Source organism: Microbacterium ginsengiterrae (assembly GCF_014205075.1).
Taxonomy (GTDB): domain Bacteria; phylum Actinomycetota; class Actinomycetes; order Actinomycetales; family Microbacteriaceae; genus Microbacterium; species Microbacterium ginsengiterrae.
This window is the reverse complement of the sequence record NZ_JACHMU010000001.1, coordinates 1136445-1153772: the sequence shown is the minus strand read 5'-3', so window position 1 is coordinate 1153772 and position 17328 is coordinate 1136445. Positions and strand designations below refer to the sequence as shown.

18 protein-coding genes and 1 pseudogene are annotated in these 17328 nt (G+C 69.6%); 15 read left to right on the top strand and 4 right to left on the bottom strand.

Annotated elements, in window-relative coordinates; genetic code table 11:
• Window positions 1-83 precede the first annotated feature (83 nt).
• Window positions 84-1253 carry an ROK family protein gene (locus tag HD600_RS05745; protein ID WP_184282189.1) on the bottom strand — a complete coding sequence of 390 codons (1170 nt, stop codon included), beginning with the start codon at window positions 1251-1253 and terminating at the stop codon, window positions 84-86.
• A gap of 11 nt (window positions 1254-1264) precedes the next feature.
• Between HD600_RS05745 and HD600_RS05740 the strand changes: the two are divergent.
• Window positions 1265-2608 (top strand): annotated as a pseudogene (locus HD600_RS05740) (alpha-amylase family glycosyl hydrolase); the annotation flags it as partial.
• Window positions 2609-2706: 98 nt separating this feature from the next.
• On the opposite strand, the gene HD600_RS05735 reads toward HD600_RS05740, so the two are convergent.
• Complete coding sequence (locus HD600_RS05735) at window positions 2707-3318, bottom strand: hypothetical protein (protein WP_184282187.1); 612 nt, start codon at window positions 3316-3318, stop codon at window positions 2707-2709.
• Window positions 3319-3389: 71 nt separating this feature from the next.
• On the opposite strand from HD600_RS05735, the gene HD600_RS05730 reads away from it, so the two are divergent.
• The 13 genes from HD600_RS05730 (at window position 3390) to HD600_RS05670 (ending at window position 14100) form a co-directional block, all read left to right on the top strand.
• On the top strand, window positions 3390-4379 hold the full coding sequence (locus tag HD600_RS05730) for a metal ABC transporter solute-binding protein, Zn/Mn family (protein ID WP_184282185.1): 990 nt from the start codon (window positions 3390-3392) through the stop codon (window positions 4377-4379).
• Window positions 4376-5227 carry an ATP-binding cassette domain-containing protein gene (locus tag HD600_RS05725; RefSeq protein ID WP_184282183.1) on the top strand — a complete coding sequence of 284 codons (852 nt, stop codon included), beginning with the start codon at window positions 4376-4378 and terminating at the stop codon, window positions 5225-5227. The genes HD600_RS05730 and HD600_RS05725 overlap by 4 nt, the downstream gene beginning before the upstream one ends.
• Window positions 5228-5238: 11 nt before the next feature.
• Entirely contained in the window at window positions 5239-6114 is an 876-nt protein-coding gene (locus HD600_RS05720; protein ID WP_422120170.1) for a metal ABC transporter permease, read from the top strand.
• A gap of 9 nt (window positions 6115-6123) precedes the next feature.
• Window positions 6124-6534, top strand: a complete 411-nt coding sequence (locus tag HD600_RS05715; RefSeq protein WP_144793652.1) for a Fur family transcriptional regulator — start codon at window positions 6124-6126, stop codon at window positions 6532-6534.
• Window positions 6531-7568 (top strand): permease, encoded by a 1038-nt coding sequence (locus HD600_RS05710; protein WP_184282181.1) that lies wholly within the window; start codon window positions 6531-6533, stop codon window positions 7566-7568. Before HD600_RS05715 ends, HD600_RS05710 begins: the two co-directional genes overlap by 4 nt.
• On the top strand, window positions 7561-8364 hold the full coding sequence (locus tag HD600_RS05705) for a TIGR03943 family putative permease subunit (RefSeq protein WP_184282179.1): 804 nt from the start codon (window positions 7561-7563) through the stop codon (window positions 8362-8364). Before HD600_RS05710 ends, HD600_RS05705 begins: the two co-directional genes overlap by 8 nt.
• Window positions 8354-9922 (top strand): Ig-like domain-containing domain, encoded by a 1569-nt coding sequence (locus HD600_RS05700; protein ID WP_184282177.1) that lies wholly within the window; start codon window positions 8354-8356, stop codon window positions 9920-9922. Before HD600_RS05705 ends, HD600_RS05700 begins: the two co-directional genes overlap by 11 nt.
• A gap of 1 nt (window position 9923) precedes the next feature.
• On the top strand, window positions 9924-10580 hold the full coding sequence (locus tag HD600_RS05695) for a DNA-3-methyladenine glycosylase (protein WP_184282175.1): 657 nt from the start codon (window positions 9924-9926) through the stop codon (window positions 10578-10580).
• A 125-nt stretch (window positions 10581-10705) separates the two neighbouring features.
• On the top strand, window positions 10706-10942 hold the full coding sequence (rpmB, locus tag HD600_RS05690) for a 50S ribosomal protein L28 (protein WP_144793641.1): 237 nt from the start codon (window positions 10706-10708) through the stop codon (window positions 10940-10942).
• Window positions 10942-11112, top strand: coding sequence for a 50S ribosomal protein L33 (rpmG, locus tag HD600_RS05685; RefSeq protein WP_046014935.1), 171 nt, complete (start codon window positions 10942-10944; stop codon window positions 11110-11112). The genes rpmB and rpmG overlap by 1 nt, the downstream gene beginning before the upstream one ends.
• A 3-nt stretch (window positions 11113-11115) precedes the next feature.
• Window positions 11116-11421 carry a 30S ribosomal protein S14 gene (gene rpsN / locus HD600_RS05680; RefSeq protein ID WP_144793638.1) on the top strand — a complete coding sequence of 102 codons (306 nt, stop codon included), beginning with the start codon at window positions 11116-11118 and terminating at the stop codon, window positions 11419-11421.
• A 276-nt stretch (window positions 11422-11697) separates the two neighbouring features.
• The gene (locus HD600_RS05675; protein ID WP_017203554.1) at window positions 11698-11985 is read left to right on the top strand and encodes an HU family DNA-binding protein; all 288 of its coding nucleotides are present in this window, start codon (window positions 11698-11700) and stop codon (window positions 11983-11985) included.
• 132 nt (window positions 11986-12117) lie between these two features.
• Entirely contained in the window at window positions 12118-14100 is a 1983-nt protein-coding gene (locus HD600_RS05670; RefSeq protein ID WP_206705690.1) for a bifunctional copper resistance protein CopD/cytochrome c oxidase assembly protein, read from the top strand.
• A 1-nt stretch (window position 14101) separates the two neighbouring features.
• Here the strand turns inward: HD600_RS05670 and HD600_RS05665 are convergent, their stop codons facing one another.
• The gene (locus HD600_RS05665; RefSeq protein WP_184282173.1) at window positions 14102-15157 is read right to left on the bottom strand and encodes a hypothetical protein; all 1056 of its coding nucleotides are present in this window, start codon (window positions 15155-15157) and stop codon (window positions 14102-14104) included.
• Between the two features lie 76 nt (window positions 15158-15233).
• On the opposite strand from HD600_RS05665, the gene HD600_RS05660 reads away from it, so the two are divergent.
• Complete coding sequence (locus tag HD600_RS05660; RefSeq protein WP_206705689.1) at window positions 15234-16634, top strand: ATP-dependent DNA helicase; 1401 nt, start codon at window positions 15234-15236, stop codon at window positions 16632-16634.
• A 12-nt stretch (window positions 16635-16646) separates the two neighbouring features.
• Here HD600_RS05660 and HD600_RS05655 read toward each other — a convergent pair whose 3' ends face one another.
• The gene (locus tag HD600_RS05655; protein ID WP_144793629.1) at window positions 16647-17294 is read right to left on the bottom strand and encodes a biliverdin-producing heme oxygenase; all 648 of its coding nucleotides are present in this window, start codon (window positions 17292-17294) and stop codon (window positions 16647-16649) included.
• Window positions 17295-17328: the final 34 nt, after the last annotated feature.

Genomic DNA, 17328 nt, shown 5'->3' with positions numbered 1-17328 from the left:
ACGCGCGGCGTGAGACATCACGTACGGCGTGGTGTCTCACCGAGGACGTGGTGTCTCGACCCCGACGCGGCGTCGCACCGGTCTCAGGCGGAGAGGGTCAGGCGCTCCTCGGCGAGACGCGGCACCGCGCGCTCGCGGGCGGCGCGCCGGGCAGTGGCGAGCGCTCCGACGGAAACGACCTCCGCGCCGAGCGTCGAGGCGAGGATCTCGGGGGCCGGCAGGTGCAGCTCGGCGGGGAGAATCCGCCGCGCGGCGTCGAGCACCGGCTCGATGCTCTCCGCGACGGCGCCGCACACGATCACCCGAGCCGGGTCGTACATGCTGCCGAGGACCCCGACGACGCAGGCGACGACCGTACCGACGCGGTCCGTCACTTCGAGCGCATCCGCATCACCGGATGCGGCGAGCGTGAGCACCGACCGCGCGTCGAGGTGGTCGTTGGCGACGAGTCGTCCGAGGGGGCCGTCCGCAGCGATGTCTCCATCGGCCAGCGCCTTCCGCGTCTGATCCTGCAGCGCATGCGGGAGGCCGACGGCGGATCCGACACCGACGATGTGGTCGAAGACGACGCCCTCGCCGACTCCGCCGTGTGCGCCGTGCAACACGTGTCCGTCGACGACCACGCCCCCGCCGAAGCGCTCGCTCGAAAGGAGCGCGACATAGTCGCGGCAGCCGACGGCCGCGCCGTCGCTCCCCTCAGCGATGGCGGCCAGCTGGGCGTCGTTCTTGATCTCCACGACGGCCGCCCAGTCCCGCAGAGCATCGGTGAGGCCGGGATTGGTGCGCTCCCAGAAGCCGTCGGGATGGGGAGGCGAGACGCCGTCCCTGTCGACGGGGGCCGCGACGCCGACGCACAGCGCGAGGACCTGGTCCCGCGTGACGCCGGCCTCGTCGAGAGCCGCGCCGAGCCGGTCGAGGATGGTGTCTCGACGGTCCGGCGCGGACTGGTGCTGATCGACGTCCGTCCGGTGGTGCACGAGGGTCCGGTCGAAGAGGTCGGCGACGGTCACGGCGAGATGGGTGTCTCCGGCGTCGATCCCGACCACGACACCGAGGTCTGCCGACAGTGCGAAACGGCGAGCGGGCCGGCCGGACCGGTAGGCGCCCACGGCCCGGGCGTTGGGCAGCTCCTGCAGTACGCCGGCTCCGACGAGGGTGTCGATCGCGTCGATCGCGGTGGACCGGGTGAGGGAGGTCGCGGCCATGACGTCGGTCGCCGTGAACTCTCCGGCGGCCCAGGAGAAATCGAGCACGGCTCCGAGGCTCGCGCGACCAGCACGAGTGGTTCCAGGAGGCGCTCGCCGCCGGTCGTGGTTCCGTAGCGAGGGAGCGCTACATCTTCCGCGACGGCAAGGGCCCGGACGGTGCGGAGCCGCCGACCGACTGGGTGTCGGTGTTCGGCGGCCCGGCCTGGCAGCGCGTGGAGGACGGGCAGTGGTACTTCCACAACTTCGCCACAGAGCAGCCCGACTTCAACTGGGACCACCCCGACGTGCGCGCCGACTTCCTCACGACGCTCCGGTTCTGGTCGGACCGCGGCGTCGACGGCTTCCGCATCGACGTCGCCCACATGCTCACCAAGGATCTCAGCGAGCCGCTGCCCTCACGGGCTGAACTCGACGCGATCGACCGGTCGACGGGCACCCACCCCCTGATCGACCGCGACGAGGTCCACGAGATCTACGCCGAGTGGCGCGAGGTGTTCAACGAGTACGACCCGCCGCGCACCGCTGTCGCCGAGGCCTGGGTCGACACCCCGGAGCGCCGTGCCCGGTACGCGTCGGCGGAGGGGCTCGGGCAGGCGTTCAACTTCGATCTGCTCGAGGCGGACTTCGATCCGGCGCAGTTCCAGGCCATCATCGACGACAACCTCGCGCAGGCGAAGTCCAGCGGCTCGTCCACCACGTGGGTGCTGTCGAACCACGACGTGACCCGGCATGCGACCCGCTACGGTCTTCCGCCGCTGCGCGGCCGTGCCGTGAAGCAGGGGACGGAGTGGGTCGCCGCAGGCGGGCCCGCAGACCAGCTCGATCGCGAGCGCGGCGGACGACGGGCGAGGGCGGCGACGCTTCTCCTCCTCGGACTGCCCGGCAGCGCATACCTGTACCAGGGCGAGGAGCTCGGACTCCACGAGGTCGCGCAGATCCCGGCCGACCACCGCCAGGACCCGTCCTTCTTCCGCGGGGCGGAGTTCGACGGGCTCGGGCGCGACGGATGCCGCGTGCCGCTGCCGTGGGAGCCGGACGGGGCGTCCTTCGGCTTCGGCAGTGCGCCGGCGCACCTGCCGCAGCCGCAGTGGTTCGACCAGTACGCCGTGTCCCTGCAGGATCGGGATCCCTCGTCGACGCTCTCGCTGTACCGCGAGGCCCTGCGGTTGCGGCATCCGCTGCAGACGGGCGAGGAGCTGGAGTGGATCGAGACGGGGCGCCCGGACGTGCTGCGCTTCGCCCGTCCGAACGGCTGGGAGGTCGTGACGACCTTCGGCGACGAGCCCTTCGATCTGGGCGACGCCGCCACCGACGTCGTGCTGGCGGCTGCCCCGTTGGACCACTCGCGCATGCCCGGCGAGTCGACGGTGTGGATCGCGCCGCAGTCGCTCCTCGACTGACCCCCGCCCTCCGTCCGCGAGACACCATCCGCCCCGCGAGACATCACGCCACGCGTGGTTTCTCGCGGGGCGCGTGGTGTTTCAGGCCCTGACGGCGGTCAGCCCAACAGGGACGAGACCACCTGCACCGCAGCGGGGCCGTCGAGGGGCGGGTGATCGCCCCACTTCCCGCCGGAGACCGTCACCTCTGCGTACGGCAGCCAGACGGTGGTGACGATCGCCGCGGCAACGGAGGTCTCCATCGTCAACGTGTAGGCGACACCTCCCTGCTGGGCGACCCAGGCGTCATCCAGCGCGGTGAGGGAATCGGACGCGTCGGCCAGCAGCGCGACGTCGGGCTTCTCGGTCGGTTCCGCGGCGATGCCGACGCCCACGGAGCGGTTGTTATCCCAGTCGGTCTCGCCCTCAGCCATCTCCCACCGGCAGGAGACGCCCCACTCGTCGACGACGTTGCCCTCCATGGGCACGAGGCTCTGGATGTACGGGGCGACCGCTGCTTCCACGACGTCGCAGTTCGCGATGCGGGCGAGCGCCCCGCCGCCGTCGTTCCCGCCGGGGCCGTCGCTCCCGGCGGCGTCGGCAGTGGCCGTGTCATCGGTGGTGTCGGCCGCCGCGTCCGACGCCCCGATATCGGTCGTCGCGGGGGCGGCCGTGCATCCTGTCAAAAGTAGGAGAGTCAAAGATGCGGCGAGGAGGGGGAAGCGGGTCACCTTCGAAACGATAGCGGGAGGAGTCCGCCGCGTGTTGAGAATGGTTATCATTAGCGTGTACAGTGAGGGACATGCAGAAGCTCCGTGCCGCCGCCCTCCTCGCCGCATCCGCCGTCGTCCTCGCCGGGTGCTCCTCGACCGCGAGCGGTTCGGATGACGGCGACGGCACGATCCGCATCGTCGCGAGCACCAACGTCTACGGCGACATCGCCGCGCAGATCGGCGGAGACCGCGTCGAGGTCACCACGATCATCGACTCCGCCTCGCAGGACCCTCATTCTTACGAGGCCACCGCCCGCGACCGCCTCGCCGTGCAGGACGCGGACCTCGTGGCCTGGAACGGCGGCGGTTACGACGCGTTCATCGAGACCCTGCTCGACGGGTCGGACGCTCATGTGTTCACCGCGGCCGAGTTCTCGCACGACCACCCGGACAACGGCGGTCACGATGCCGGCGACGACCACGCCGACGAGGATGCCGAGGCCGGGCACGACCACGAAGAAGACGGCGATCACTCCGGCCATGACCACATCGAGGGGTTCAACGAGCACGTGTGGTTCGACCCGCACACCATGATCCACGTCGTCGAGGGCATGGCGGAGGAACTCGGCGAGCTCGACGAGGACGGCGCCGCGGACTTCACCGCCGCCGCGGCCGACATCATCGCCGATCTCGAAGCCGCCGAGGCCGAGCTTGAGACGATCAAGGCCGATGCCGACGGCGCGGGGATCTTCATGACCGAACCGCTGCCCGGATACATCGCCGCGTCCGCCGGGCTCACCGACCTGACCCCTGCCGGGTTCGCAGAGGCCGTGGAGGAGGGCACCGATGTGTCACCGGCCACGCTGCTCGACGCGCTGGAGATCATCGACAGCGGCGACGTGAAGGTCGTCCTCACCAACGCGCAGACCGGTGGCGCCGAGACGCAGCGCATCGAAGAGGCGGCGGAGGCGGCCGGCATCCCCGTCGTGGCCTTCACGGAACTGCTGGCGGACGGATCGTCGTACTCTGAGTGGATGCACGACGCGATCCAGAGCCTCGCCGACGCACTCCGTTCGTGAGCGCGGGCGCCGCCGCATCCGGTTCGCTCCTCGAGATCGAGGGTGCGGCCCTCCGCCGCGGCGATCGCGACCTGTGGTCCGGGCTGGATCTGACGGTCGACCCCGGCGAGTTCATCGCCGTGCTCGGACCGTCCGGATCGGGGAAGACGACCCTCCTGCGAGCGATCCTCGGACTCCAGCCGCTCAGCGCCGGCAGCATCCGCGTCGCCGGGCAGCCCGTCCACCGCGGCAACCCGCGCATCGGGTACATCCCGCAGCAGCGGCCGCTGCCGAGGGAGACGAGCATGCGCGCCCGCGACGTCGTCGCGCTCGGCGTCAACGGCACTCGGTTCGGACTCCCCTTCCCGCGCCGCGGTGACAGAGCACGCGTCGATGCCCTCCTCGAGGGCGTCGGTGCCTCGCACTTCGCCGACCGCCGCGTCGGCCTGCTCTCCGGCGGCGAGCAGCAGCGCCTGCGTGTCGGGCAGGCGCTCGCCGATGAGCCGACCCTGCTGCTGTGCGACGAGCCGTTGTCGAACCTCGACCTCGCCAATCAGGTCGGGGTGACGGAGATCATCGACCGGCAGCGGCGGAAGCGCGGCGCCGCCGTGCTGTTCGTCACGCACGACATCAACCCGATCCTCGGCCGCGTCGACCGCATCCTGTACATCGCCGGCGGACGGTTCGTCCTCGGCACGCCGGACGAGGTGCTCCAGAGCAGGGTGCTCACCGACCTCTACGGCACCCCGGTGTTCGTCCTGCGCGCGGGGGACCGCCTCGTCGTCGTCGGCGTCCCCGACGCCGAGCCGCACCACGACCACGACGACGGGTCCTCGCACGGCGCGCTCGGCGAGGGAGGCGTCGCGTGATCGCACCGCTGATCGACTGGAGCGATGTCTTCTCCTTCCAGGACTACGGCGCGCTCGTCGCCCTCCTGGCGAACTCGATCCTCGCCGGAGCCGTGCTCGGCATCGTCGGAGGTCTCATCGGCGTCTTCGTCATGCAGCGCGATCTCGCCTTCGCCGTGCACGGCGTCAGCGAACTGTCCTTCGCCGGTGCCGCCGCGGCGCTGCTGTTCGGCGGCAGCGTGGTGGTGGGGTCGCTCGGCGGCGCGATCGTCGCCGCCATGCTCATCGGCATCCTCGGCTCGAGGGCGCGCGACCGCAACTCCATCGTCGGCGTCCTCATGCCGTTCGGGCTCGGCCTCGGCATCCTGTTCCTCTCGCTCTACGACGGCCGAAGTGCCAATCGCTTCAGTCTTCTCACCGGGCAGATCGTGTCCGTCTCGAGCCCCGACCTCGGCTGGCTGATCGGCATCAGCGCCGTCGTGCTCGTCGGGCTCCTGCTGATGTGGAACCCGCTGCGATTCGACTCCCTCGATCCCGTCGCCGCATCCGCCCGTGGCATCCCCACCCGGTTCATCAGCCTGGTGTTCATGGTGCTGCTCGGGCTGATCGTCGCCGTCAGCGTGCACATCATCGGCGCCCTCCTCGTCATGGCGCTGCTGGTCACCCCCGCCGCGGCCGCCATGCGCGTCGCATCCGGCCCGTTGAGCGTGCCCCTGCTCGCGGCGCTGTTCGGGTTCGTCTCGGCGGTCGGGGGGATCCTTCTCGCTCTCGCCGGCACCCTGCCGGTGAGCCCGTACATCACGACCATCTCCTTCCTCATCTACGCGGGATGCTGGATCGTCCAGCGCAGCCGGGAGCGGGTGCGGCGTCCAGGGTCCTCCAGGGCGCGCTCGACCCGTCCGGCCTAGAATCAGGGCATGGCTCAGCGGAACACCTGGCAGCGCGAACGCGTGCGCGAAGCGCTCGCCGACGCGCGCGGTTTCGTGAGCGCGCAGACGCTGCACGCCACCCTCCGCGGCGAGAACACCGGCATCGGGTTGGCGACGGTCTACCGTGCGCTCTCCGGCCTCGCCGCATCCGGTGACGCCGACTCGCTGCAGAGTCCGGAGGGCGAGGCCCTCTACCGCGCGTGTACGAGCGCGGGTCATCATCACCACCTCATCTGCCGATCCTGCGGGCAGACCGTGGAGATCGAGGCCAAGGACGTCGAGGCCTGGGCGCAGCGCACCGCTGCACTCCACGGCTTCAGCGAGGCCGAGCACGTCGTCGACATCTTCGGACTGTGCACACCCTGCGCGAATCGACGGGCCGCCGAGAGGTCGGCTTGAGCACCGCCACGACCCCCCGGCGACCGCCGGCGCGCGGCGCAGCCGGTGCACGGCGCCGCCCCGCGTGGGTCGGCGTCTCGGTCGGCGTCGTCGTCCTCGCCGTTCTGTTCCTCATCGACCGGTTCGCCCCAGCGTTCTTCACCGACCCGCTTCCCTCACGGGCTCAGGACGGCCTCACACTCGCGCTGAGCGTCCTCATCGAGGCGTTGCCGTTCGTCGTCCTCGGCGTCGTGCTCTCGATCGTGGTGCAGGTGTGGCTGCCCCCCGACCTCATCCAGCGATGGCTGCCGCGCAGCGGCTGGGCGCGCCGCGCCGTGCTGTCGCTGCTCGGCATGCTCATCCCGGTGTGCGAATGCGGCAACGTCCCCTTCGCCCGCGGGCTGATGATGCGCGGGCTCGCCCCCGCCGAGGCGATGACCTTCCTCATCGCCGCTCCGATCGTGAACCCGATCGTCATCATCACCACGCATGCGGCCTTCGGCTTCGACGGGGGCATCCTCGTCATCCGTCTCGTCGGCGGCTACCTCATCGCCAACCTCATCGGCTGGATCTACAGCAGGCATCCGTCTCCGGACGCCATGCTCACGCGCCGGTTCACCGCGACGTGCGAACGGGTGACCCATGAGCACGGCACGCCGACGCGCCGCAGCCTCACCCAGTTCCTCATCGAGCTGCGCGCGGTGATGCCGGCCCTCGTGATCGGCTCGGCCCTCGCCGGCGCCGTGCAGGTGCTCGTGCCGCGCGACGCGCTCCTGGCGATCGGCTCGAACCCCGTCCTGTCCATCGTCGCGATGATGGCGCTGGCGATGACCGTCGCGATCTGCTCGAACGTCGATGCCTTCTTCGCGCTGTCGTTCGCATCGACGTTCTCCTCCGGAGCGCTCATCGCGTTCCTCCTCGTCGGCCCGCTCGTCGACATCAAGATGCTCGCCCTGCTGCGGACGACCTTCACCGCCAGGACGCTCGCTGGCGTCGTCGCCGTCGTGCTGCTCAGTGCGTTCGCGATCGGGATCGGGGTGAACGTCTTTGGCTGAGTCGCACTCCTCCTCGCGTCGCTCCGCGCTCGCCGTCCGCTGGCTCGGCGTCGGGCTCGCGACCGTCATCGCCGTCGTCACGCTCGGGCTCGGCCTGACCGGCCGGCTCACGCTGTACATCAGCCCTGGGTCGATCTGGTTCGCGTGCGCCGGCGCCGTCGTGGTGCTCATCGGCGCCGTGCTGTCGTTCGCGCTGCCCCTCGGCGCCGAGTCCGACCACGGCCACGGCCACGGCCACGAGCATGGTGCCGACACGGACGAGGACGCAACGTCGTCTCGCCGCACGCTCACGGCGCTCGGAACGATCTCCGCCGGCGTCGTCGCCAGCGCGGTCGTCGTCGGTGCTCTCGTCCTGCCCCCGGCGTCGCTCTCCGTCGAGTTGGCGATGTCCCGTGCGGACGCGACGGGGCCGCTGTTCGCCGGTGCGGACACCCCGACCCTCGGCGTCGCGGACACGACGACCTTCGGGATCGGGGAGTGGTCGAGCGTCTTCGCGACGGCGTCGCGTCCCGAGGCGTACGACGGATCACCGGTGACCCTCGTCGGTTTCGTGACGCCGTCGGACGAGGGCGACATCAGCCTGACCCGGATGATCATCACGCACTGCGTCATCGACGCCCAGCCCGCCGCGGTGCCGGTGGCGATGGATGCCGGCGACTACAGCGCCGACCAGTTCGGGACCGGCCAGTGGGTCGAGGTCACCGGAACCGTCAAGGCGGATGCCGACGGGTCCCTCCGTGTGCTGCCGACCTCAGTGGTGGAGATCGACGAGCCGAAGGATCCGTATGAGTACTGAGGATCCGTCCGCCGGGGCACCGCGGACGCGCGCTGAGGCGCGCGCCGCGCGGGAAGCCGCGGAGCGCGATGCCGCCCGTGAGGCGGCGCAGGTTCCGGAGATCCCTGCAGCGCCTGAGGAGGGGCGGCTTCGACTCCCCGCGGTCGCTCAGCCCGCTTCGCCTTCGGAGCCCGCGCCTCCTGCCCAGGAACCGGACACCCGCCGTTTCCTCTGGACGATCCTCGCCGTCGTAGGCATCCTCGCGATCGTCGTCGCCGGTCTCAGCATCGTGAGCCTGCTGCAGGGGCCGCGGATCGACCAGGTGCAGGCGGACCCTGCGGAGGCGATCCAGGTCTCCGGAAGTCGCGTCATCCTCACCGCGAACCAGTCCCTCGACGACGTGGACGCCTCGGAGGTGACGGTCGAGCCCGCCGTGCCGTTCACTGTCGACGCGGCCGGCCGGAGCATCGGCATCCGCTTCACCGTGCCGCTCGACGACGCCACCGAGTACACCGTGAAGGTGGCGGACGTGACGGGTGCCGGGGGCGGTCCGTCGTCGGACCTGACGACGCGCTTCACGACGCCGTCCTCGCAGATCTTCCTGCTCAACCGGTCGGAGGAGGACGACACGATCTTCCGCACCGACCTCAGCGGTGAGCGGGCCGTGCCGATCTTCACCCACCCGCGCATCAACGACTACCGTGCCACCTCGACATCCCTGGTCGTCGCGGTCGAGAACACTGACGGTTCGCGCATCCTCGTGATGGACCTCGACGGCAAGAACATGACCGAGCTTCCGCTGCCGGGGGACGGATACGTCAGTTCGGTGCAAGTGTCCGAACGCGGCGGGCTGGTCGGCTACACGTACTCCGACAAGGAGATCACCGCCGACAGCGGCCGAGCGAGTGTGCTGGTGACGCAACCGCTCAGCGGGGAGGGCGAACCGGAGATCATCGAGGTCGGCGGTGAGCAGGCCAGCATCGCCGAATGGCAGTTCGTGCCGGACTCCGCCGCCGTGCTGTTCATCGACTTCTCCGGCGCCCTGTCCCTGGACGACCGCGCCGGCGACGCCGGATCGCAGAACCTCGGCCTCGCCATGCGGCTGCTGGGCGTCTCCCGCGGCACCTACACCGCCATCGTGGAGCGGGGCGATCAGAGCATCGTCGAGCTCGACCTCGCCGACGGCTCTGAGACCCCGCTGGCGGCCTCCGACCCCGACTACGGTGCCGCGACGTCGATCTCGCCGTATCCGGGCGGCACCCTGCGGCACATCGTGGCGCGGGACGACGCCGGCCTCCCCACGGGGCAGGCGATCATCCGCGTCGACGACGACGGTGCGGCGACTCCGCTGCTGGAGGTGGAGTCGGGAAACGCGATCCTGCAGGCGTGCGCATCGCCGAGTGGACAGTACGCCGCCGTCACCGTCGCACCGAAGCTCACCGAGAACCCCTACGACGACATGCTGGTCCCGCTGCCCACGACGCTCGAGACGCATCTGTTCGACCTGCGCAACGGCGACGAGCTCGTCGCGCTGACGGGCTTCGACGTGTCCTGGTGCCCGACGGCGCCCGGTTTCTGAGATGCGCCGCGTCACGAGGGACGAGCTCGCCGACCTGCCGCTCGCGGTGGCGCCGCGGCTGCTCGGCGCGCACCTGCGCACGGTCGTCGACGGTGCGCAGGTGCGCCTGCGCATCACCGAGGTGGAGGCGTACCACGGGCAGGGGACCGGTGACCTCGCCGACCCCGGCTCCCACGCGAGGATGGGGCGCACGGCGCGCAACGCCACCATGTGGGGCGAGCCCGGTCACCTGTACGTGTACCTCAGCCACGGCATCCACTCCTGCGTGAACGTCGTCTGCGGTCCGGAGGGCGTCGCGGGCGGGATCCTGCTGCGCGCAGCATCCGTCGAGGACGGGGCGGATGCCGCACAGGCCCGATCCGGTCGCCTCGGGCGCGACCTTGCCCGGGGTCCTGGCCGGCTCGGGCAGGTGTCGGGGTTGCGGCATGCGCTGCACGACGGGATCGACGCGGTGACGGCCACGCCGTCGAACGGGGCTGTGGCGGAGCTGTGGTGGGGTGACGAGCCGGTCACCGTCGCATCGGGCCCGCGGGTCGGCGTCGCCGGCGTCGCGGGGACGGCCGCCTACCCGTGGCGCTTCTGGATCGAGGGCGATCCGACCGTGTCGGCGTTCCGCTGGGGGCGCGGCGCAGCGGACGCGCAGGCCATGCTAGACTGACTCTTTGTCTGCGCACACTCCTGTGCGTAGTTCGTGTGCTGTTCGATTCCCGCGGGAACGGCGGCGCGCAGACAAGGGATCTTGGGTGAGGCCGTCCGGTCTCACGGTAATGAAGGAGTAATCACATGGCAGCAGTGTGCCAGGTGACAGGAGCTGTTCCCGGCTTCGGTCACAACATCTCGCACTCGCACCGCCGGACGAAGCGTCGCTTCGACCCGAACGTGCAGAAGAAGACGTACTTCGTCCCCTCGCTGGGTCGTAAGATCACGCTCAACGTGTCCGCCAAGGGCATCAAGGTGATCGACGCGCGCGGCATCGAGAACGTGGTCAAGGACCTCCAGGCGAAGGGTGTGAAGCTCTAATGGCCAAGAAGGCTCAGGACGTTCGTCCGATCATCAAGCTCCGCTCGACGGCGGGCACCGGTTACACCTACGTGACCAAGAAGAACCGTCGCAACACCCCCGACCGCCTCGTGCTGAAGAAGTACGACCCGGTCGTCCGCAAGCACGTCGAATTCCGAGAGGAGCGTTGATCCATGGCTAAGAAGAGCAAGATCGCTCGCAACGAGCAGCGCAAGGTCATCGTCGAGCGCTACGCCGAGCGTCGTCTCGAGCTGAAGAAGACGCTCGTCGACCCGAACGCCACCGACGAGGCCCGCGAGGCCGCTCGCGTCGGCCTGCAGAAGCTTCCGCGCAACGCGTCGCCCGTGCGCGTGCGTTCGCGTGACGCCATCGACGGGCGCCCCCGTGGAATGCTGACCAAGTTCGGCATCTCGCGTGTGCGCTTCCGCGACATGGCCCACCGTGGCGAGCTGCCCGGTGTGACCAAGTCGAGCTGGTAAGCATCGCTTGAGAAGGGGCGGGGTTCTTCGGAACCCCGCCCCTTTCGCGTACCCGGGGACCGCCGCCGGGGCGCGCCCCGGCCTCCACACGCCCTGAAATCTGTGACTGGAGTGACGAAAGTGGTGCGACACGCGCAAGAAAACGTCAAAACCCGCGAAATGACGCGGAAACACAGGCGTCGGTTGATACATTCGAGGCGGTCGATCGACCAACGGGGGGCATTCGTCACCCGAAACACGAACAATGCGACGTGAACTTCGTCGCTGGAGGATGACATGGCTGACAAGTCCATCACCAAGACCGAGCTCGTCGCGAGCATCGCTTCCGCCACCGGCCAGAGCCAGGCCACCGTCTCGGGCGTCCTCGACTCGCTCTTCGCCACGGTCTCCGACGCCGTCGCCAAGGGCAGCAAGGTCTCCATCCCCGGCTGGATCTCGTTCGAGCAGGTCGACACCGCAGCCCGCACCGGCCGCAACCCGCAGACCGGCGCCGAGATCAAGATCCCGGCCGGCAAGCGCGTCAAGGTGACCGCCGGTTCCAAGCTCAAGGCAGCCGTCAAGTAAGACCGCTCCTGGAAAGGCCGTCCCGTCAGGGGCGGCCTTTCTGCGTCCCCGGCGGCGATCACCCAGGCTGCACGAGCTTAGGCTTGAGGGGTGAGCTCCTCCGGCACCGCGCGTGCGACCAGTCAAGGCACCATGCCTGCATCGTCGTACCGTGCCGCCGGTCTTCTCATCCTCGTCGTGACCGCAGCGATCGCCGTGGTCGTCGGCCTCGTGTTCGGCGGCGGCGCCGCACCGCTGCTCATCGGGGACCCGGGTGACGCCATCCGCTGGGGCCTGCCGATCGCGCGCCTCGTGAACAACCTCAGCGCCGCGGTGATGATCGGACCCATGGTGCTGGCGCTGTTCGCCCTCCGCGCCGGGACCAGGCCGTTCGAGACGGCGATGGACACGGCATCCATCGGAGCGGCCGTGTTCACGATCTCGTCCGCCACCACGGGATTCCTCACCTTCCTCGGGGCCTTCACGCCCGAGCTCAGCCTCGGACGGCAGTTCGGCGAGGACCTCGGCCGCTTCCTGCTCGCCCTGCCGCTCGGGCAGGCGTGGCTCATCACGACGATCATGGGCGCGGTCGTCACGATCCTCGCGTTCGCCTGGCGCAGCTGGACGCCCACGCTCATCACGGCGATCATCGCGATCGCCGCACTCCTGCCGATGGCGCAGCAGGGACACTCCGGGGAACTGTCGGGGCACGTCATCGCCGTGAACTCGATCCTGCTGCACACCATCGGCGCGGCCGTCTGGCTCGGCGGCCTCATCCTGCTCGTCGTCCTCCACCTCACGAAGGGCGTCGACGCGCAGGCGCTCGTGCGCCGGTACTCGACGCTGGCGATCGCCGCGTTCTTCGTCGTCGCCGTCTCCGGCGTCGTCCGGTCCACGGTCGGGCTCGGAAGCTGGGAGGGGCTGTGGTCGCCCTACGGCCTGATCATCATCGCCAAGGCCGTCCTGCTGACCGGGATGGGACTGCTCGGAGCCTGGTATCGCGCACGCCTCATCCCCCGTCTCGCGGGGGAGCGCGCTTCGCGCTGGTTCTGGATGCTCGTGCTGTGCGAGGTCGCGCTGATGGGCCTCGCCTCCGGTGCGGCCGCCGCCCTCGCCCGCACACCACCCCCGACGGGTGAGACGGCAGCGGTGAGGCAGACCCCGGCCGAGATCCTCACCCGCTCGCCGCTGCCCCCCGAGTTCACCCTCGACAAGTGGTTCACCGGCTGGGACATCGACATCCTCTGGGCGCTCGCGGCGGCCCTCGGGGTGTTCTTCTACGCCGCGGGCGTGTGGCGGCTCCACCGCCGGGGCGACCGCTGGCCGATCCACCGCACCGTGTTCTGGATGCTGGGACTGGTGCTGCTGTTCTGGGTGACCTGCGGTCCGCTGAACCTCTACCAGGACTACCTGTTCAGCGTGCACATGCTCGGCCACATGATGCTCTCGATGGCCATCCCGCTGCTGCTGGTGTCCGGCGCGCCGATCACGCTCGCGCTTCGCAGCATCCACAAGCGCGACGACGGCACCCGCGGCGGGCGCGAATGGATCATGTGGGCCGTCCACTCGCCGTTCTCCCGCGTCGTGACCCATCCGTTCGTCGCCGCCGGGATCTTCGTCGGCTCGCTGTGGGCGTTCTACTTCACCGACCTCGTCCGGTGGTCGATGTACGAGCACCTCGGCCACGAGTGGATGATCATCCACTTCCTCATCTCGGGCTACCTGTTCGTGATGAGCCTGGTGGGGGTCGACCCGGTGCCGTACCGGCTGCCGTACCCCGGGCGTCTGATCACCCTCATCGCCGTGATGGCCATCCACGCGTTCTTCGGTATGGCGATCATGATGCAGGAGGGGCTCATGGTCGCGGAGTGGTTCGGCTCCATGGGGCGCACGTGGGGCCCGACGCCGCTCGAGGACCAGTACATCGGCGGAGGTGTGGCCTGGTCGGTCGGAGAGATCCCGACTCTCATCCTCGCGGTCACCGTGGCCATCCAGTGGAGCCGCGACGACACCAAGGTGCAGCGGCGCCGGGACCGGCATGCCGACCGCACGGGGGATGCGGAACTCGACGAGTACAACGCCAGGCTCGCGGCGCTCGCCGAGAAGGACGAACGAGAGGCGGCACGCGGCCGCTGAGTCAGGCGCCGGGGCTGCCGACGCGGATCGATGCCGAGCCGTCCGGGAGGATCGTGATCGTGCCGTCCACACGGAACGGCACGTCCTCCGAGACGTGTTCGACCGATCCGTCGAACAGCGAGCGGATGTCGACCTCGATGTGGGCGACGGCCTCGGTCGGCGGGATCTTCCACTGCGCGCCGTCCGGGTGGACCGTCACCTCGGGCTGCTGGGAGATCGACCACACGGGCGGGTCGAGGATGCGGTTGCGGACCTCGAGGCCGAACGGGCACGCGGTGGGCTGCAGCACCTGCTGCGTCGTGCACTCCGTGAGGAACTCCTCGACGCGGGTCTGCACGACCGAGACGAACTCCTCCGTCGGTTCGGTCTGCAGTTCGACCGACGTCTGCGCGAGCGGGGAGTCGGCCAGGACGCTGACCCCGGGGGAGGTGGCGATCGCCGTGTCGACCGTCACCGAGTACAGCCCGGGGGTGAACACGAGCATCGGCAGCGGGTCCGCTCCTTCGGCGGCCACTCCTGCCGCCGACACCTGGGCGCGGTGGACCTCGAAGCCGTTCACGGCGAAGCGGTCTGCGCCGAGCACGCTGAGCGAGACGGCGGCGAGCGGAGACTGCGCGAAGCGCCAGTTCGGTGTGACCCCGGCCCATCCGTCCTGCTGCACCTGGAAGGTCGTCGATCCTCGATGGCCGCCGGCGAGATATGCGACGGTCACCGAGAAGATCTCGCCGTCGGCCTCCTCCGAGACGACGTCGATCTCGGTCAGCGGGGCGAGGGCCGCCTCGCGCAGCAGCGCCTCCGACGCGGTCTCGTCGATGTCGGACTCTTCGAGGACCGTGCGGTCGATCGACACACCGGGGACGTGCAGCGCATCCGCGGCGCGGCCGGTGGCGAGGAGGTCGAGGTAGCGGGTGACGAACGCGGAGGGCCCGTAGAACTCCGTGTACAGGACGGAAACGCTCGCACCGAGCGCGCCGATCAGAAGAACCCCGACGACCGCGAGCGCGGTCAGGTCGAATCGCAATCGCCGGCGCGCACGCGTCGTCGAGGGCTGCTTCATGCGCGCAAGTCTAGGAGCGCGGGCTGTGACAGTGCCGAGCGCGCCCGGCCGCGCGACATACCCGTCCCGACGTACCATGAATGTCGTGTCCTTTCCCGCCCTCTCCGACGAACAGCAGCAGCTGTTCCGGCTGATCGAGGACACCAGTGAGCACGTGTTCATCACCGGCCGCGCCGGGACGGGGAAGTCCACGCTCCTGCAGTACTTCGCCTGGAACACGAAGAAGCAGATCGCCATCTGCGCCCCCACCGGGGTCGCCGCGCTCAACGTCGAGGGCCAGACGATCCACTCGCTCTTCCGCCTCCCGATCGGTCTCATCGCCGAGAGCGAGATCGAGCAGAACGATGCCACCCGCCGCATCCTCAACGCCATCGACACCCTGGTGATCGACGAGGTCTCGATGGTGAACGCGGACCTCATGGACGGCATGGATCGTGCGCTGCGTCAGGCGCGCGGCCGTCGGGCGGAACCGTTCGGCGGCGTGCAGATCGTCATGTTCGGCGACCCGTATCAGCTCGCTCCGGTGCCACCGCGCGGCGACGAGCTGCGATACGTGCAGGATCACTACCGTTCCTTCTGGTTCTTCGACGCGAAGGTGTGGGCCGGTGCCACCATGGGGGAGGCGGACGGCCTCATGGATCTCGGCCGACACGGCGCACCCCTGCACGTGCGCGAGCTCGTGCAGATCCATCGCCAGTCCGACGACGGCTTCAAGGCGATGCTCAACGCCGTGCGGTACGGGCGGGTGACGGCCGAGATCGCCGAGGTCCTCAACAGGCAGGGCACCCGAACGCCGCCCGATCCCGAACCGGGTGAGATCCCGATCATCACGCTCGCCACTCGCAACGACATCGTCAACAACATCAACCGACGCCACCTCGCGGCGCTCCCCGGCAAGGAGCAGACGGCCAGAGCCGAGATCAACGGCGACTTCGGGCGAGGCGAGGGGAACTACCCCGCGGATGCCGACCTGAAGCTCAAGGTCGGCGCGCAGGTCATGTTCCTGCGCAACGACGTCTCCATGACGGGCGAACCGCCCCGCTGGGTCAACGGCACCATCGGCACGGTGAAGAGGATCCTCGGCGGATCGGTCCGCGTGGAGATCGACGGCGAGGACGTCGATGTCGAGCCGGCCGTCTGGGAGAGGTTCCGCTACTCGTACGACGCGAACTCGAAGACGCTGAGCCGCGATGTCATCGCCGAGTTCACCCAGTTCCCCCTCCGTCTCGCGTGGGCGGTCACGATCCACAAGTCCCAGGGCAAGACCTACGACAGGGCGATCGTCGACCTCGGCAGCGGCGCGTTCGCGCCCGGACAGACCTACGTCGCGTTGTCGCGACTGACCTCTCTGGACGGCCTGTACCTCTCGCGGCCGCTGCGTCCGAGCGACATCAGGGTCGACCAGGACGTCCGGCGGTTCATGCGCGAGGCATGGGAGGCGCGCCACTCGTCCACGCCGGAGGTCGCCGGCGGCTGAGGTCGGGCGGGGTCACGCCGCGATACGGGCGCGGGCGAGGTCCTCGAAAAGCTCGGTGTTGTAACGGTACGCGCGCAGCACCTCGTCGATGACGCGCTCCCGCTCCGCGTCGTCCCACGGCGCGGCATCCAGCTGCTCCCGATAGACATCCTTGAACGCCGACGGGTCGGCGATGTCGTCGAACAGGTAGAACCCGATCCCGTTCGTCTCGAATCCGAAGCGGCGCTGCATCACGCGACCGATGAAGATGCCGCCGGAGAGATCGCCGAGATAGCGGGTGTAGTGGTGCGCGATGTAGCCGCCGGGCCAGGACGCCCCGACCTCTCGGATGCGGGCCACATAGCGTTCTGTCGTCGGCAGGGGAGCGATGACATCGCGCCAGCGGGGACCGAGCAGGAAGGCGAGGTCGGCCTCCAGCGCGGGGAGCCGCGTGAGCTTGTCGCTGAGGAAGACGGCCGCCACCGGATCCTGCCGCATGCGCTCGGCGGCGGACTCGAGTGCCTCGTAGATGAAGTAGTGCTGGGCGACGAGCGAGATGTAGTCGTCGCGCGAACCGTCACCCTTGAGGAGGTCCGCCATGAAACCGGCGTGCTCGCTGCGCGAGTGCGAGCTCGACGAACGCTCGCGCAGTGCGTCGGAGAAGGTCAGGGGTTCGGGCATGGCACCAGTGTAAGGCGGACCTAACTTCGACCGG

Bases quoted from the DNA above. Each gene is read 5' to 3' on its own strand.
- HD600_RS05670 (WP_206705690.1), top strand. From the start codon at position 12,118: ATGCCTGCATCGTCGTACCGTGCCGCCGGTCTTCTCATCCTCGTCGTG.
- HD600_RS05655 (WP_144793629.1), bottom strand. From the start codon at position 17,294: ATGCCCGAACCCCTGACCTTCTCCGACGCACTGCGCGAGCGTTCGTCG.
- HD600_RS05695 (WP_184282175.1), top strand. From the start codon at position 9,924: ATGCGCCGCGTCACGAGGGACGAGCTCGCCGACCTGCCGCTCGCGGTG.
- HD600_RS05715 (WP_144793652.1), top strand. From the start codon at position 6,124: ATGGCTCAGCGGAACACCTGGCAGCGCGAACGCGTGCGCGAAGCGCTC.
- HD600_RS05675 (WP_017203554.1), top strand. From the start codon at position 11,698: ATGGCTGACAAGTCCATCACCAAGACCGAGCTCGTCGCGAGCATCGCT.
- rpsN (WP_144793638.1), top strand. From the start codon at position 11,116: ATGGCTAAGAAGAGCAAGATCGCTCGCAACGAGCAGCGCAAGGTCATC.
- HD600_RS05665 (WP_184282173.1), bottom strand. From the start codon at position 15,157: ATGAAGCAGCCCTCGACGACGCGTGCGCGCCGGCGATTGCGATTCGAC.
- rpmB (WP_144793641.1), top strand. From the start codon at position 10,706: ATGGCAGCAGTGTGCCAGGTGACAGGAGCTGTTCCCGGCTTCGGTCAC.
- rpmG (WP_046014935.1), top strand. From the start codon at position 10,942: ATGGCCAAGAAGGCTCAGGACGTTCGTCCGATCATCAAGCTCCGCTCG.
- HD600_RS05730 (WP_184282185.1), top strand. From the start codon at position 3,390: ATGCAGAAGCTCCGTGCCGCCGCCCTCCTCGCCGCATCCGCCGTCGTC.
- HD600_RS05660 (WP_206705689.1), top strand. From the start codon at position 15,234: ATGAATGTCGTGTCCTTTCCCGCCCTCTCCGACGAACAGCAGCAGCTG.
- HD600_RS05700 (WP_184282177.1), top strand. From the start codon at position 8,354: ATGAGTACTGAGGATCCGTCCGCCGGGGCACCGCGGACGCGCGCTGAG.